General features: G+C 38.0%; 14 protein-coding genes. 12 read left to right on the top strand and 2 right to left on the bottom strand.

Features of this window, described 5'->3' with window-relative positions; all coding sequences use genetic code 11:
• Window positions 1-11: 11 nt before the first annotated feature.
• Window positions 12-422, bottom strand: coding sequence for a hypothetical protein (locus H4K35_RS03285; protein WP_182625958.1), 411 nt, complete (start codon window positions 420-422; stop codon window positions 12-14).
• Window positions 423-673: 251 nt separating this feature from the next.
• On the opposite strand from H4K35_RS03285, the gene H4K35_RS03280 reads away from it, so the two are divergent.
• The 12 genes from H4K35_RS03280 to atpG all read left to right on the top strand — a co-directional run bounded on the left by H4K35_RS03280 (window position 674) and on the right by atpG (window position 12099).
• Window positions 674-2134 (top strand): DUF5687 family protein, encoded by a 1461-nt coding sequence (locus tag H4K35_RS03280; protein WP_182625957.1) that lies wholly within the window; start codon window positions 674-676, stop codon window positions 2132-2134.
• 8 nt (window positions 2135-2142) lie between these two features.
• Window positions 2143-2844 carry an ATP-binding cassette domain-containing protein gene (locus tag H4K35_RS03275; RefSeq protein ID WP_182625956.1) on the top strand — a complete coding sequence of 234 codons (702 nt, stop codon included), beginning with the start codon at window positions 2143-2145 and terminating at the stop codon, window positions 2842-2844.
• 335 nt (window positions 2845-3179) lie between these two features.
• Window positions 3180-5858 (top strand): tetratricopeptide repeat protein, encoded by a 2679-nt coding sequence (locus tag H4K35_RS03270; RefSeq protein ID WP_255492349.1) that lies wholly within the window; start codon window positions 3180-3182, stop codon window positions 5856-5858.
• Between the two features lie 15 nt (window positions 5859-5873).
• Entirely contained in the window at window positions 5874-6251 is a 378-nt protein-coding gene (locus tag H4K35_RS03265; RefSeq protein WP_182625955.1) for a polymer-forming cytoskeletal protein, read from the top strand.
• Window positions 6251-6463 (top strand): AtpZ/AtpI family protein, encoded by a 213-nt coding sequence (locus H4K35_RS03260; RefSeq protein ID WP_182625954.1) that lies wholly within the window; start codon window positions 6251-6253, stop codon window positions 6461-6463. The genes H4K35_RS03265 and H4K35_RS03260 overlap by 1 nt, the downstream gene beginning before the upstream one ends.
• 4 nt (window positions 6464-6467) lie before the next feature.
• A complete protein-coding gene (locus H4K35_RS03255; RefSeq protein ID WP_182625953.1) occupies window positions 6468-6881 on the top strand; it encodes a hypothetical protein in 414 nt (137 codons plus the stop codon).
• A gap of 89 nt (window positions 6882-6970) precedes the next feature.
• On the top strand, window positions 6971-8149 hold the full coding sequence (gene atpB, locus H4K35_RS03250) for a F0F1 ATP synthase subunit A (protein WP_182625952.1): 1179 nt from the start codon (window positions 6971-6973) through the stop codon (window positions 8147-8149).
• 60 nt (window positions 8150-8209) lie between these two features.
• Window positions 8210-8404, top strand: coding sequence for an ATP synthase F0 subunit C (locus H4K35_RS03245; protein WP_060874638.1), 195 nt, complete (start codon window positions 8210-8212; stop codon window positions 8402-8404).
• Between the two features lie 100 nt (window positions 8405-8504).
• Window positions 8505-9005 carry a F0F1 ATP synthase subunit B gene (locus H4K35_RS03240; RefSeq protein WP_182625951.1) on the top strand — a complete coding sequence of 167 codons (501 nt, stop codon included), beginning with the start codon at window positions 8505-8507 and terminating at the stop codon, window positions 9003-9005.
• Between the two features lie 7 nt (window positions 9006-9012).
• The gene (gene atpH / locus H4K35_RS03235; RefSeq protein WP_182625950.1) at window positions 9013-9549 is read left to right on the top strand and encodes an ATP synthase F1 subunit delta; all 537 of its coding nucleotides are present in this window, start codon (window positions 9013-9015) and stop codon (window positions 9547-9549) included.
• A 44-nt stretch (window positions 9550-9593) separates the two neighbouring features.
• Window positions 9594-11168, top strand: coding sequence for a F0F1 ATP synthase subunit alpha (gene atpA / locus H4K35_RS03230; RefSeq protein WP_182625949.1), 1575 nt, complete (start codon window positions 9594-9596; stop codon window positions 11166-11168).
• 67 nt (window positions 11169-11235) lie between these two features.
• Window positions 11236-12099 (top strand): ATP synthase F1 subunit gamma, encoded by an 864-nt coding sequence (gene atpG, locus H4K35_RS03225; protein ID WP_182625948.1) that lies wholly within the window; start codon window positions 11236-11238, stop codon window positions 12097-12099.
• 426 nt (window positions 12100-12525) lie between these two features.
• Here atpG and H4K35_RS03220 read toward each other — a convergent pair whose 3' ends face one another.
• Window positions 12526-14508, bottom strand: coding sequence for a DUF5689 domain-containing protein (locus tag H4K35_RS03220; protein ID WP_182625947.1), 1983 nt, complete (start codon window positions 14506-14508; stop codon window positions 12526-12528).
• Between the last annotated feature and the right edge of the window lie 10 nt (window positions 14509-14518).

Below are 14518 nucleotides of genomic sequence, written 5' to 3'. Positions count from 1 at the left end.
TTGGTTTATAGTTATTTCGCATGGGTTATCCCTTTTTTGTCTGCAAAAGGCAGGTTTTTTAACGCTTTGTCTGATATACTCTTGGCAGGGAACACGAAATTTTTATCATAAAGCTTAGCACCCTGAAAGTACGTCAACATAAACGTATTAGACAATTCAAAAATAGCTTCGTCCAACAATTCAACTTTGATTGATTCTCCCGCAGCTAAAGAAGGAAACGCATGTCTAAAAATACTTGAGTTTCTCTTTTCACCATTGAGTTCTCCCTCTGCTTTGGAAACAATCATAATAGCTTCAATTGTTTCTGGCGAATTATTAAATAAGTAAGCGTACCAAGCATCTTGTAAAAAATCCTCGTTATATTCTTTTACAACCGCCACTTCCACATCTTTCACTTCTGGTATTTCTATGTCTTTTTTCATTCGAATAAAATTTGAACAAAGATAAAATTATTTCTACGATTCCACTTTTTGTTTTTCAAAACAAAGTTTGGTTTGAAATTTGATATACTCTAATTGATCATGATAGTTTTTTGGTTTTTAAGTTTTGAGTTTAAAGATCTTCTGGGGGTATACCAGAAGATCTTTTATTTTAGGATATTTTATGATAACTTGTAACGTTTAGATCCATCGCTATACTAATGTAGGAGTACAGCAAAAAAAACAGAAGCAAAATGACATATCAATGGTTTATCACCTTAGAACGAAAACGCATAGCTCGAGGAAATAAAAGTAGCATGGATCTCGTGGTCCGTATTTTTAAATGGTTGGGCATAGCCTATTTAACGGCAATGATGTTTTTGTTGGGATGGATATCCTATTACGCCATCGTTGAGGACGAGGTAGGGGTGCCTCCTATAGCGTTTGTAAGTCGCTACTTACTCTACTATTTTGCAATTGAATTAATGATGCGTTTTTTTCTGCAAAAAGGACCTGTAGCGAGTATTAAGCCCTTTTTGATTCTCAACATAACCCGATCAAAAATCGTAACCTTTTACGTAGGAAAAACCTTTTTGAGTGCTTTTAATATCATTCAGCTGTTTTTTCTCATTCCCTTTACGGTGATAGCAATTCAGGCAGAAGAGAATGCATTAGCTATTTTGGCTTGGGCCTTGTCGATGTATTGTATCGTGTTTATCATGCATTGTGTTGGTATTTTGATGAGTGCTTATGCCCCTGTTTTTTATTGCGTAATTGGATTCGTCGGACTTTGTTTTGGGTTGCACTACTTCGAGATCGTAGACCCTACGGTGTACACCGTGCATTTTTACCAACTCGCCTATCAATATCCCCTGAGCCTGTTTGCCTATCTATTGCTCTTGGCGGGTTTCATTTGGAGTACCCATCGCTTTTATTTAAAGCGCTTGTATTTGGACGATTTAGAAAAAGTACGGGTGAAAGAAGGGATTGCACTAGAAATGAAGTGGTTGGATAGATTTGGACGTTACGCTGCTTTCCTGCGCAATGATATTCGATTGATTATCAGAAATAAAAGGGCGAGAATAACCGTGCTTATGAGTTTTTTATTTCTCTTTTATGCCCTGTTTATGTTCAGTGCAGAAAATATGAGTTCCATGTCTGTCTTTTTTGCTTTTTTTTCAACTGGAGGCTTTTTGATGCTCTTTGGACAATATGTGCCAAGTTGGGATTCGGCTTATTATCCGCTTTTGATGACGCAAAACGTGATGTATCGCGATTATCTAATGTCCAAATGGTTGATTATTGCCTTGGGAACATGTATCTCAACGTTGTTGTGTTTTTTCTATTTTTTCATCGATCTACAGCTGTTCTATTTGATGATCGCTATGGGAGTGTTTAACATAGGAATTAATGGCTATTTAGTCCTTTGGGGTGGCGCTTATCTCAAAACACCTATGGACCTCACCGCAGCTAAGAACGTGTTTGGCGATGCTAATTCATTTAACTTACGCGTGATGTTGATCAGTATACCTAAAATAGTATTACCCTTTTTATTTTATGGCCTAGGCACGTGGATTTATCCGTTTTGGGGAGGCTTTGCTCTGCTTATTCTAGTAGGAATAGCCGGTTTGTTTATACACCGTTTTGTATTCCAGGCTATTGAGAAAATTTATCAAAAAGAAAAATATGCGACATTGGTCGCTTTCAAAAAATAAAGATCCGTATGATACAAGTAGAACTTTTGCGTAAAGTGTATAATGGAACAACCGTACTAGCGCTTGATGCGCTAACTATCAGCTCAGGAGAAAGTATTGGTTTAGTTGGGAATAATGGAGCTGGAAAAACCACCTTTTTTAGTTTGTTGTTGGACTTAATTCAACCTACTGCTGGTAGTATTCTCTCCAAAGGACTCAATGTAACCCTTTCCGAACAATGGAAAAATTACACCGCTTCTTTCTTAGATGAGACCTTCTTAATCGGATACCTAACAGCAGAAGAGTATTTTGTTTTTCTAGGTAATTTACGCGGTTGGTCAGCCACTAAAGTAGAGGAGTTTGTTAAGGGACACGAAGATTTCTTTAACGGAGAAGTGCTAAAACAAAAAAAATACATCCGTGATTTCTCTAAGGGAAACCAAAAGAAAATTGGTATTATAGGTGCTTTTATTGGTGATCCAGAACTAGTGATCTTGGATGAACCGTTTGCCAACCTTGATCCGTCAACTCAAATTCGATTGAAGGAATTAGTCAAAAGAAAAAGAGACATGCGCACCATGACTATTATTATTTCGAGCCACGATCTTCAACATACCTATGAAGTATCGGATCGCATTATTGCCTTAGAAAAAGGCCGCATGATCCACGATGTACAAACCGATGCAATTACCTATAAAGAACTCGAAGGCTTTTTTAGCGTAGAAGCTTAAAAAAACTAGAATAAATCAAAATAGCGCTCCTACTCGGGCGCTTTTTTTAGGTTAAATCTCTTGTAATTTTATCAGTATCATTACTTTATAATAAAAGTTTCTTTTGTAATTTGCAGCCTTGTATTTTTAGTTGTGCTAAAGCAAGGATGCACACTAGAGCAAGAATAAAAAAGGAAAAGGTATTGTCTAGCACAAAAACAGGAGACCACCGCGACAAAGCATGTTTTAATTTTTAACAAAATTTGCAAAAAGTATTAAAAAGTGGTGTATTTTTACTGTTTGGTGTATACTAAAAGAGAGAAAAAATAGTTGTTATATAAAGTTTAGCCTACATATTGAAAACAAAGATTGTCATTCGGTTTGGTGGAATTCTTCTGCTAATTATGTCTTTTATAGCGTGTTCTGTAAAGAAGGATAAGATGTTGAATAGGGGGTATCACGCTTTGACAACAAAGTACAATATTCTCTTTCACGGCAACGAGTCCTATACAGCGGCACTTGACGCTTTAAAGGAAGGCTATTTCGACGATTATTGGGAAATTTTGCCCGTAGAGCGAATTGAGATCGAAGTTGACCCAGAGCGAGAGTTCGAAAAGGGTACTTCACTAGAATCGAAACAGGGCAGCGTTTTAGATAATTTATCCGTTGGGGGAAACAATTTAGGTGGACCCGAAAGCACGGATGGGGAAGGATTTACCCGAGCAGAGAATAAGGCAACCAAGGCCATTCAAAAACACTCCATGTACATCAAGGGTAGAGAGCGAAACAGCCAGATGGCTAATGCGTATCTTCTACTTGGGAAATCGAGATATTACGACGGTCGATTTGTTCCTGCTTTAGAGGCCTTCAACTACATTTTATACAAATATCCAGACAGTGACTTAATTGGCGAGGCTAAGGTGTGGCGTGAAAAAACTAATTTGCGCCTGCGCTATGATGATTTGGCCATTAAAAATTTAAAAGAATTGTTGCGCGAGCGCAAAGGCAGGTTGCCCCAACAAGTGGAGTCTGATGCTTATGCCATGCTCGCTCAAGGATACATAAACTTAGAGCAATTAGATAGTGCGAGTACGGCCCTAAAATCTGCAGTTGATCTAGCGGGCAATAAGGAAGAACGCGCGCGTTACCACTATATCTTAGGACAGCTCAACGGGCGTATCGGAAAGAAAGACGAGGCTAGAAGTAATTTTCAGGCGATTATTGAGATGAATCGCAAGTCTCCTAGAACCTACACCATCCATGCCTACGCAGAGCTATTCAACCTAGAAGGAGCAACAAAAATTGACTCAGTGGCTTTTCTAAAACAATACAAAAACTTACTAAACGACCGTGAAAATAGACCTTATTTAGATGTTTTAAATCGTCAAATAGGACTCTTTTACCGCGATGTTGGCAAGCAAGAACAAGCGTTGACCTACCTAAAGATTGCAACCAAAGAAGGCAAACAAGACAAGCAACTCAAAGCGAAAAACTTTTTGAGTATTGCCGATATCTATTTTAATGATGCTGGCTATGCCATTGCAGGACAGTATTATGACAGTGCTATTGCCTTACTACCACCCAAAGCAAAAGAAACATTCCGCATCACCAAGCGCAGAGAGTCTCTGCGTGAGGTTGTTGACTTGGAAATTCTAGCCCATAAAAACGACAGTATTCTTCATTTGGTGGCTTTGTCACCCGATGAACAACAAGCGTATTTCCAGACGTATGTCGATGCTTTGCGCAAGGAAGATGCAAGAAAACTACAGGCAAACTTAGGCCAAGGGGCAAATACTGGGGCAGACTTTTTCAATGTTCCCAATTTTGGAGATGCCATCGAAAAGTCTTTTGGCGAAACGAACTTGGGTAGTATGGGAGGAAAAACGACCTTCTATTTTTACTCCAATCAGGCCTTAACTCGTGGGCGACAAGATTTTAAACGCCGTTGGGGCAATCGTGCCCTAACCGATAATTGGAGGTTGAGTTCGATGCAATCCAACGCCAATGCTGGAACAGGGGAGGAAGAAGAATTGGCAGCCAATGAGGGGAATGTAGGAAATAATAGCGGAGGGAAGGACGATTTTGTCGATCCGCGTTATCAACTCGATACGTATACAAGTAAAATACCAACGGATAGTACCCAAATAGCGAAGATGAAAGAAGAGCGCGACCTTGCTTATTTTGAGCTTGGTGCCATTTATAGCGAGCGTTTTGGCAAAATTTCCGAAGGAATTAGTCGTTTGGAGCAATTGTTGTTATTCGATCCAAAAGAACGTTTGATTCTTCCTACGCTGTATAAATTGTACAAGTTATATCTAGAGGTTGATCCGGCAAAAGCAGCTCAAATGAAAGCGCGAATTATAGCCGAACACCCAACCTCTCGCTATGCAAAATTAATGCAGAATTTGAGTGTGGCTAGCGATGGAGATTTATCACCAGAACAAATTTATGCTTCTATTTATCAGGTGTTTAAAGCAGAGCGTTTCGAAGAGGCAATAGCGATGATGAAAGATGCCTTGGAGCGTATAGATGATGGGTATGTCAGCAAATTCGAGCTGTTGAATGCAATGATTATTGCGCGTACAGAAGGGGTGAAACAATACAAAGAAGCGCTGAATTATTTGGCGTTGACGTATAGTAGCACGCCAGAAGGAAAAGAAGCAGCACAATTGTTAGAGCATGTTATTCCAGCATTAGAGTCAAAAGGATTTGCAACGAAAGATTCGAACAATTGGAAAATAATAGTTGCTGTACCAGTTGATCGGGTAGCTGATTTTGCAGCAATTAAGGCCAATATGCAGCGCCTGTCAGGAGTAACGGCAGGGACGGGGCTAAAGTTTACCGAAGACTATTACTTAGCCTCGACGAAATTATACGTGTTACACGGATTCAAATCTAAAGCAGAAGCTGAACAAATGATTGGTCGTTTAGGTGATCATCCTTCTCTTATACCGATGATGCAAGAGGATTATGCCGTGATACAAATTAAAAAGAATTTACAAGAATACCAGGCTCCAGGAAATATAGAGCCTTAATAAAAGCGTTTTTACATGTTTGAAAAATCGAAAAAGAAAGGAACAGGATTAGATTTGTTGGGACAAACAAATCGAATTGTAGAAGGGACGATCATCAAAGGTGATATAGAGGCGATTGCCGATATTCGTATTGATGGCGTAATTGAAGGGAATATTGTGGTAAAAGGGCGACTTGTACTTGGGCCAATAGCAAAGATTAAAGGCAATATCACCTGTGAAAACAGTGAGGTAGAAGGTGAGATCGAAGGCAACATCACGGTAAACGATTTATTGACGGTAAAGTCAGCAGCGCGCATCAAAGGCGATATACGCGTGGGACGCTTGGCTGTTGAACCAGGAGCCAAAGTTGATGTCAAATGCCAAATGGTCGGCAGCTCATCGGCTTCCGAATAATGGACGACAAGAACTCACCGCGAAAGTGGCTGTCCTTGATTAATATCCCCATTCAAATGGGGGTAATCATTTATTTAGCAAACCGATTAGGCGTCTGGTTAGATGAGAAATACAACTTAGAACACGACATGGCAAATAAAATTTGTACTTTATTGGGAGTAGGATTAGCTTTGTACCAAGTAATTAAACAAGTCAATCAGTTAAATAAATAAAAAAATGGATAAAGAAACGGTGCAAATGGGGGTAAAACTTTTAGTGGGACTTATCGCTGTGTTTGCTTTGCATTATGCTGTGGTCACTTTTACTAATGCAGGGGATGCTTTGAGTGTTTTGGGATACAGTATAGAACAGTTTTATGGCTTTGAACTAATTTTTACAATTGCAACCTTTTTTGCACTTGTTGGAATTAAAAATAGCCTACCGAATAACCTGGGATTTGTTTTTTTAGGATTCATTACTTTGCGATTAATTGCAAGTTATTTATTCGCAAAAAAAGGATTAGATCACGAAATGATAGCAGAGGGATTTAAGTATAATTTTTTAGTGATTGTACTCGTTTTCCTTGGAGGGGATGCATTTGTAGCCTATTCTATTTTAAATAAGAATACTACATCAAATGAAACTAAGTAAAAAAAGTTTGATATAAAGGTATGATAATACAAGAATTATTGTACTTTTGCACAAAATTTTAGGAACCAAAATATTCAAGAAGTTAAGATATGGTGACTCTCAAGAAATCACTGAATTTATTAGCAGCTGTTTTATTTACAGCCTCGTCGGTATTTTCGTACGCGCAAACAACTACTCAAAAGCTTGAAAATTCTATTCAAGAAGCTGAGCAATCTATTGAAAAAACCCTGGAACACGTAGAAGGGGAAAAGATAGAAAACCCTGCTGAAATGACTCAAGCTGAGAAAGTTCAGGCCCATATTACCCATCACTTGGCCGATGATTATTCTTTTGTTTTCTTCTCAGATGAAGAAACAGGTAAAAATTACGGGTTCTCTTTGCCTGTTATTTTAATCGACAACGGTCTTAAAGTTTTTATGTCTTCTGAATTTGACTACGGTAAAAAAGTAGTAGAAAAAGACGGACAGTTTTACAAATTATACCACGGTAAAATTTACAAAACAGATGCTGAAGGTACAATTACCTATGATGAGGCACACCACCCTACCAATGAGAAACCACTTGATTTCTCTATCACAAAGAACGTAGCTTCTTTATTTTTCACTACAATTTTAATGTTTATCCTATTCTTAGGGTTAGCTAAAACATACAAAAACGGACCGAACAACTTGCCAAAAGGTATTGCTAGAGGATTAGAGCCTTTGGTGCTATACGTTCGCGATGAGATGGCTGTGCCAAATATCGGTAAAGCGAAATACAAAAAGTTTATGCCGTATTTACTATCGGTATTCTTCTTGATTTTTATCTTGAACATTTTAGGGTTAACTCCACTAGGATTTAACGTAACAGGTAATATTTCGGTTACGGTTTGTTTAGCAATTTGTACGTTCATTATTGTGCATTTTTCTGCAAACAAAGATTACTGGAAACACATGTTTTGGATGCCTGGGGTTCCAGTGCCAATGAAAATCATGTTGATGCCCATTGAGATTTTAGGAGCGATTATTAAACCGTTCTCGTTAATGGTGCGTTTATTCGCAAATATTACAGCAGGTCACTCGGTAGTATTCGGATTAATTGCTATCATCTTCGTGATGAAAGAAGCATTAGGAACAGGTGGAGCAATTGGAATCGGATTCTTCTTGTCAACGTTCTTAGTCGTTTTAGAAATTTTAGTAGCTTTCTTACAAGCGTTTATCTTTACTATGTTGTCGTCTTTATTCATTGGAATGGCGGTAGCAGATCACGATCACGAAGAAGCACACTAATCAAATTAGAAAAAATAAGAGTATAAATAAATTTGTTTAATTAATATTAAATTCAATACTATGACAATTCCAACTATCATTGGTGCAGGTTTAATCGTAATCGGAGCTGGTTACGGTTTAGGTAAAATTGGTTCTTCTGCAATGGACGCTATTGCTCGTCAACCAGAAGCTGCTGGAAAAATCCAAACTGCAATGATCATCATTGGAGCTTTATTGGAAGGTTTAGCATTCGGTGCTTTAATCTTAGGTAAATAATCCAAGTCAGTACAAAGAGTTTATCTGTAACGGTTGGTTACAGGTAAACTTCTTATTTTAATTAAACAAAATCAGGTATTAAAAAGTATAATTTTAGATAATGGATAAGTTAATTAACGATTTCAGTTTTGGACTATTTTTCTGGCAACTAATTATTATGATAGTAATTGTTGTTATCTTAGGAAAATTCGCGTGGAAACCAATTGTAAATGCTTTAGAAGCTCGTGAAGAGGGTATTACTGATGCATTAGCAGCGGCAGAAAACGCTAAAAGAGAAATGGCTAATTTAAAAGCGGATAACGAGAAGTTATTAGCAGAGGCACGTGCAGAGCGCGATACTTTACTAAAAGAAGCTCGTGAGATCAAAGAAAAATTGATTGCAGACGCTAAAACAGAAGCGGAAGCTCAGGGTGAGAAATTAATCGCTCAAGCAAAAGCTACAATTGAAAGCGAGAAAGCTGCGGCTATTCTTGATTTAAAAACTCAAGTTTCATCAATTTCAATTGAAATCGCTGAAAAATTATTGAAAGATCAATTATCTAACAAAGAAGCTCAAACACAATTGGTTGAGAAAATGTTAGATGATGTAAAATTAAACTAATATCACTATGGTAAGCACAAGAGCTGCGGCACGTTATGCAAAAGCAATGCTTGAGGTTTCTTTAGAAAAAGGAAATGTTGATGCTATCAATACTGATATGATCCTTATTTCTCAATCAATATCTCAAAGCGCTGAGTTGAAAACGTTCCTGACAAACCCAATAGTTAAAGATCAGTTGAAATTAAATGCTTTATTAGAAGTATTTGCAACAGTAAACGACGGGACAAAAGAACTTTTCAAGGTATTAAAAGCAAATAATAGATTTGGCATCTTACAAGCGACTGCTGAAGAATTCCAAAAGCAATATGATTTGCACAACGGTATTGAGAAAGTAACTGTTACTACAGCAATGCCAATTGATGCTAGTATAGAGGCTAAAGTACTTGACAAGGTAAAAGTTTTAGCACCTGGAAAAAAGGCTGTCATTACGAATGTTGTCGATGAGTCAATCTTAGGAGGATTCATTTTAAAAATTGGCGATATCCAATACAATGCGTCTTTAGCAAATCAATTACAAGTATTAAAAAGAGAATTAATTAAGTAAAAAAAATCACCGCACGAATTTTTCGTGTATAAACATAGATAAAAATGGCGGACATTAAACCAGCTGAAATTTCAGCGATTTTAAAGAAACAATTATCTGGATTTAGCTCTGAGGCTACTTTAGAAGAAGTAGGTACAGTACTAGAAGTTGGAGATGGAGTTGCTCGTGTTTACGGGTTGACAAATGCAGAGTACGGAGAGCTAGTTGTATTAGACAACGGTTTAGAGGCAATGGTACAAAACTTAGAAGAAGATAACGTAGGTATTGTATTGTTAGGTTCTTCTGTTGGAGTAAAAGAAGGTACAACTGTGAAAAGAACAGGTCGTATCGCTTCTCTACGCGTAGGAGAGAAAATGGTAGGACGTGTTGTAAATACGTTAGGATTACCAATTGATGGTAAAGGTCCTATCGAAGGTGATTTGTACGAAATGCCATTGGAGCGTAAAGCACCAGGTGTTATCTACCGTCAACCAGTAACTGAACCACTTCAAACAGGTATTAAAGCGATTGACGCGATGATCCCAGTGGGACGTGGACAACGTGAGTTAGTTATTGGTGACCGTCAAACTGGTAAAACAACGGTTTGTATCGATACAATTCTTAACCAAAAAGAATTCTATGATGCAGGTCAACCGGTTTACTGTATCTATGTTGCTATTGGACAAAAAGCGTCTACTGTGGCTGCGATTGCAAAAACATTAGAGGAAAAAGGTGCAATGGACTATTCAATCATTGTTGCGGCTAACGCTTCAGATCCTGCTCCAATGCAAGTTTATTCTGCTATGGCAGGTGCGGCTATCGGAGAGTATTTCCGTGATACTGGTCGTCCAGCTTTGATTATTTATGATGATTTATCTAAACAAGCTGTTGCTTACCGTGAGATGTCTTTGATCTTAAGAAGACCACCGGGACGTGAGGCTTACCCTGGAGACGTTTTCTACCTTCACTCAAGATTATTAGAAAGAGCGGCTCGTGTTATTGGTGATGATGAAATCGCTAAAAACATGAATGACTTACCAGAATCAATCAAACCTTTCGTTAAAGGTGGTGGGTCTTTAACTGCTTTACCTATTATTGAGACACAAGCGGGTGACGTTTCTGCTTATATTCCAACAAACGTAATTTCTATTACGGATGGACAAATTTTCTTGGAGTCTGACTTGTTCAACTCAGGTGTACGTCCAGCGATTAACGTAGGTATTTCGGTATCTCGTGTTGGAGGATCTGCTCAAATTAAATCAATGAAAAAAGTAGCGGGTACTTTAAAATTAGACCAAGCTCAATTCCGTGAATTAGAAGCATTCGCGAAATTTGGTTCTGACCTAGATGCTGCTACAATGAACGTTATTTCTAAAGGTCAACGCAACGTTGAAATCTTGAAACAAGCGGTTAACGATCCTTATACTGTAGAAGATCAAGTAGCTATTATTTATGCTGGATCTAAAAACTTGTTGAGAAACGTTCCTGTTAACCAAGTGAAAGCGTTTGAAAAAGAGTACTTAGAAGCGCTTAACTCACGTCACAGAGATGTGTTAGATCAATTAAAAGCTGGTAAATTCGGTGACGAACAAACTAGTGTTTTAGAGAAAGTAGCTAAAGAATTAGCTTCAAAATATTAAGAATTTTTTGAAAGAGTTTAAGCAGGTCTAACTGCTTATTCTCTTTCTGAATTATATACGTTTTCAAATGGCAAATCTTAAAGAAATACGCAATAGGATTTCTTCTATTGGATCTACAATGCAGATCACATCTGCAATGAAAATGGTGTCAGCAGCTAAATTGAAAAAAGCGACTGATACGATTACAGCTATGCGTCCTTATTCAGAGAAGCTAACTGAGATTATTCAAAATGTTAGTTCTACTTTAGAAGGAGAGAATTCAAGTGTATATTCGCAAGTTAGAGAGGTAAAAAATGTATTGTTTCTAGTCGTAACTTCTAACAGAGGGTTATGTGGTGGTTTCAATGCCAACATTATTAAACAAGTTAATGTATTAGCGAATACGGAGTACAAAGGAGCTACAATTGATTTATTGACGATCGGTAAAAAAGGAAATGACATCCTTAAAAAATCGTTTAACGTTGTTGATAATCAAAGTTCTCTTTACGATCATTTCGACTTCGATCACACAGCTGTTATTGCTGAGCACGTGATGGAAGCTTTCGTCAATGGGAAGTATGACTCTATTCAAATTGTATATAACCAGTTTAAAAATGCAGCTACGCAAAACGTAGTTACGGAGCAATTTTTGCCATTATTGCCAATAGAAGCAGAAGCAACTGCAGCAGCATCTGATTATATCTATGAGCCTTCAAAAGAGGAAATCATTGAGATGTTGATTCCTTTGTCGTTAAAAACACAATTGTTTAAAGCTATTGCAGACTCTGTAGCATCAGAACACGGTGCGCGTATGACTGCGATGCACAAAGCGACAGATAACGCACAAGAATTAAGAGACGCGTTGAAATTAACTTACAACAAAGCTCGTCAGGCTGCGATTACAAATGAAATTTTAGAGATTGTTGGAGGTGCAGAAGCATTGAAAAACTAATCAATAAATATTATACTTTTTTAAAAAGACGCTTTTTAAGCGTCTTTTTTGTTTTGTAGTATTTGGTATGGACTGTGAATAGTTTCGCCTTTTAACAAAGGAATAAATAGGAAGGAGAGTCTGTTTAGGCGCCTTTCATCCATAAAAAAAGCTCGACTCGTTCGAGCTTTTAAATTTCTATTTACGATTCAACATTCACGATTCACTATTCACCATTCACGATTCACGATTCACGATTCAGGATTCACCATTCACCATTCACCATTCACGATTCACCATTCACGATTCACCATTCACCATTCACCATTCACGATTCACGATTCACGATTCAGGATTCACCATTCACCATTCACGATTCACCATTCACGATTCACGATTCAGGATTCACCATTCACCATTCACCATTCACCATTCACTATTTACTATTTACTCAAAGTAAATGCTGTCTATTACTAATTCATAGGTTGAATTACTTCCTGTTTTAAGGGAGAATACATCTCCAGCTCCTGTAGCATTGTAGGTTGTTTCGGATAGATTAAGGGTGAGTTTGACCCAATTGCCTCCCGTATCTATTGATCCGTTGTATTGGTTGGTTGTAAATTTTGCCAATTCTAGGTCTTGTGTTGCTACGGTGCCTGCATTGAAGGGATCGAAACCACCACCTGCTTTGTTGACGTTGAAGGATAGAGACTTGTTGTTTGAGGTTCCCTTTATCCATACGATCAATCTTGACTTTCCTTCTGGAACTTGTTGACCTGTTATGGTAAATACATAATCGTTTGCTGTTGTGGTACCCGATAGTTTAAGGGCGTCTTTACCGTCTCTACCTTGACCTGGAGCATGTGTAGCATAGGGTTTTAGTCCAAAGTTATTTAGCGTGCTTGTAAAGGCTTGCCAATCGTTAAAATCTGCTATAACGAAAGGTTCCCCTGGCTCTGGATCTACAGGACCTTCTCCATTATCTTCTACCGGGGTTCCGTCCTCAAAGCGAATCTCGTCGATAACTAGGTCATAGTTGGCGTCATTTCCATTTCTGAAGCTGATGAAGGTTCCTGTGCCAGTTTGGTGATAATCTCCGTTTAAAGCGCTTAAATCAAGGGTTATTTTCACCCATTTTCCACCTGTATCAATCGTACCTGTGTATATATTAGTCGTATTGCCTGATGGAACCCCTTGAAATGAACTCTCATCCATATTCGGTTGTATTACTTTACTCGCTGTTACATTTTCTAGATTGTACGCATAGTAATTTGTCCCATTTGCTTTGTGAATATTAATCGATAGGGATTTTGCCGATGTTCCTTTTACTAAAAACGATAGTTTGGTTGCGTCGGTTGGCATTTTTACTTTTTCTACGGAGAACAAGTATCCATTTTTATCGCGTTGTCCTTCTACAGCTAATCCAGTTGAATTTTCCCATCCTTTATTAGGCGCTTTTTGGGCAGTTGCATCACTCAATTGATTTTTGAAAATTACTCCTAAGAAGGCATCCCAATCTTCAAAATCAGCTCCTGGAAAAGCTAAGAATTTACCTAATGTGATGTCTTCTGGTTCAGGGTTGACTTCTCCATCACCAAATGGCTCTTCTTTTAGGTTTATGTCCTCTAATACACGGGGATAAAATTGTACGTTATTGCTAAATACATCAACAATTCCTGTTATGGAGCCGCTGTGTTTTGGAATCTCATAGGCCACAAAATCTCGTGAATATTGACTTGTACGCACAAAAAAACTGCGATTGTCTTTGTCAACCATTTCTCTCAAGGTTTGCCCTTGACTGTCGACATCCGATTTGTCGTATAGCTTTTTGCCCACAATAGCACGGTTGAATTGCACGTCTTTAATCGTTACTAATTTTCCTTTGTAGAAGTCTTTTTTCGAAAGTAATTCCTCCAGCGTGATTGTCGGATTGTAGGGGGTAAAGTCTTTCACAGGTTTACAGAACTTACCTATAAATTTATCGATGGATCCTTTGGGAATCGATGTGGTGTACTTTCCATTCGTTCCCCCACCTAGGTTGACTAGGCCATAGCTGTTGTTGAAGTACAACCCCCCTAAGCGAACATAGATAATCGTACCAGGAGGATATTGAACAAATGAGGCACTATTATCAATATTTAGCACCAATGGTTGCTTTGTGTTTTTATCTAGGATGTGTAGCTTGTTGTGAAAGTTTCCACCTTTGTCGCTTGATACTACTACACCTTCTAGGATATCCTTTGGATCGCCACTGTAGGGTTTTACCGTTTGTTCTGCCAGAGGATATAGTTCGTCAATAGTTTTATTGATGACAACCTTTGGTTCTTCACAGTGTAATGAGGGAACCGAAAAATCGTCGTTCTTTGCACAACTCCCAAAGAAGAGTGTCGATAGTGCAATAAAAAGTATAGATTTAAAAATTGTTTTCATAGGTACAGAA

Origin of the sequence: Myroides sp. NP-2, from assembly GCF_014145665.1 — a bacterium.
GTDB lineage: Bacteria > Bacteroidota > Bacteroidia > Flavobacteriales > Flavobacteriaceae > Flavobacterium.
Note: the sequence above shows the minus strand (reverse complement) of the source record. Positions and strands in the feature narration are given on the sequence as shown.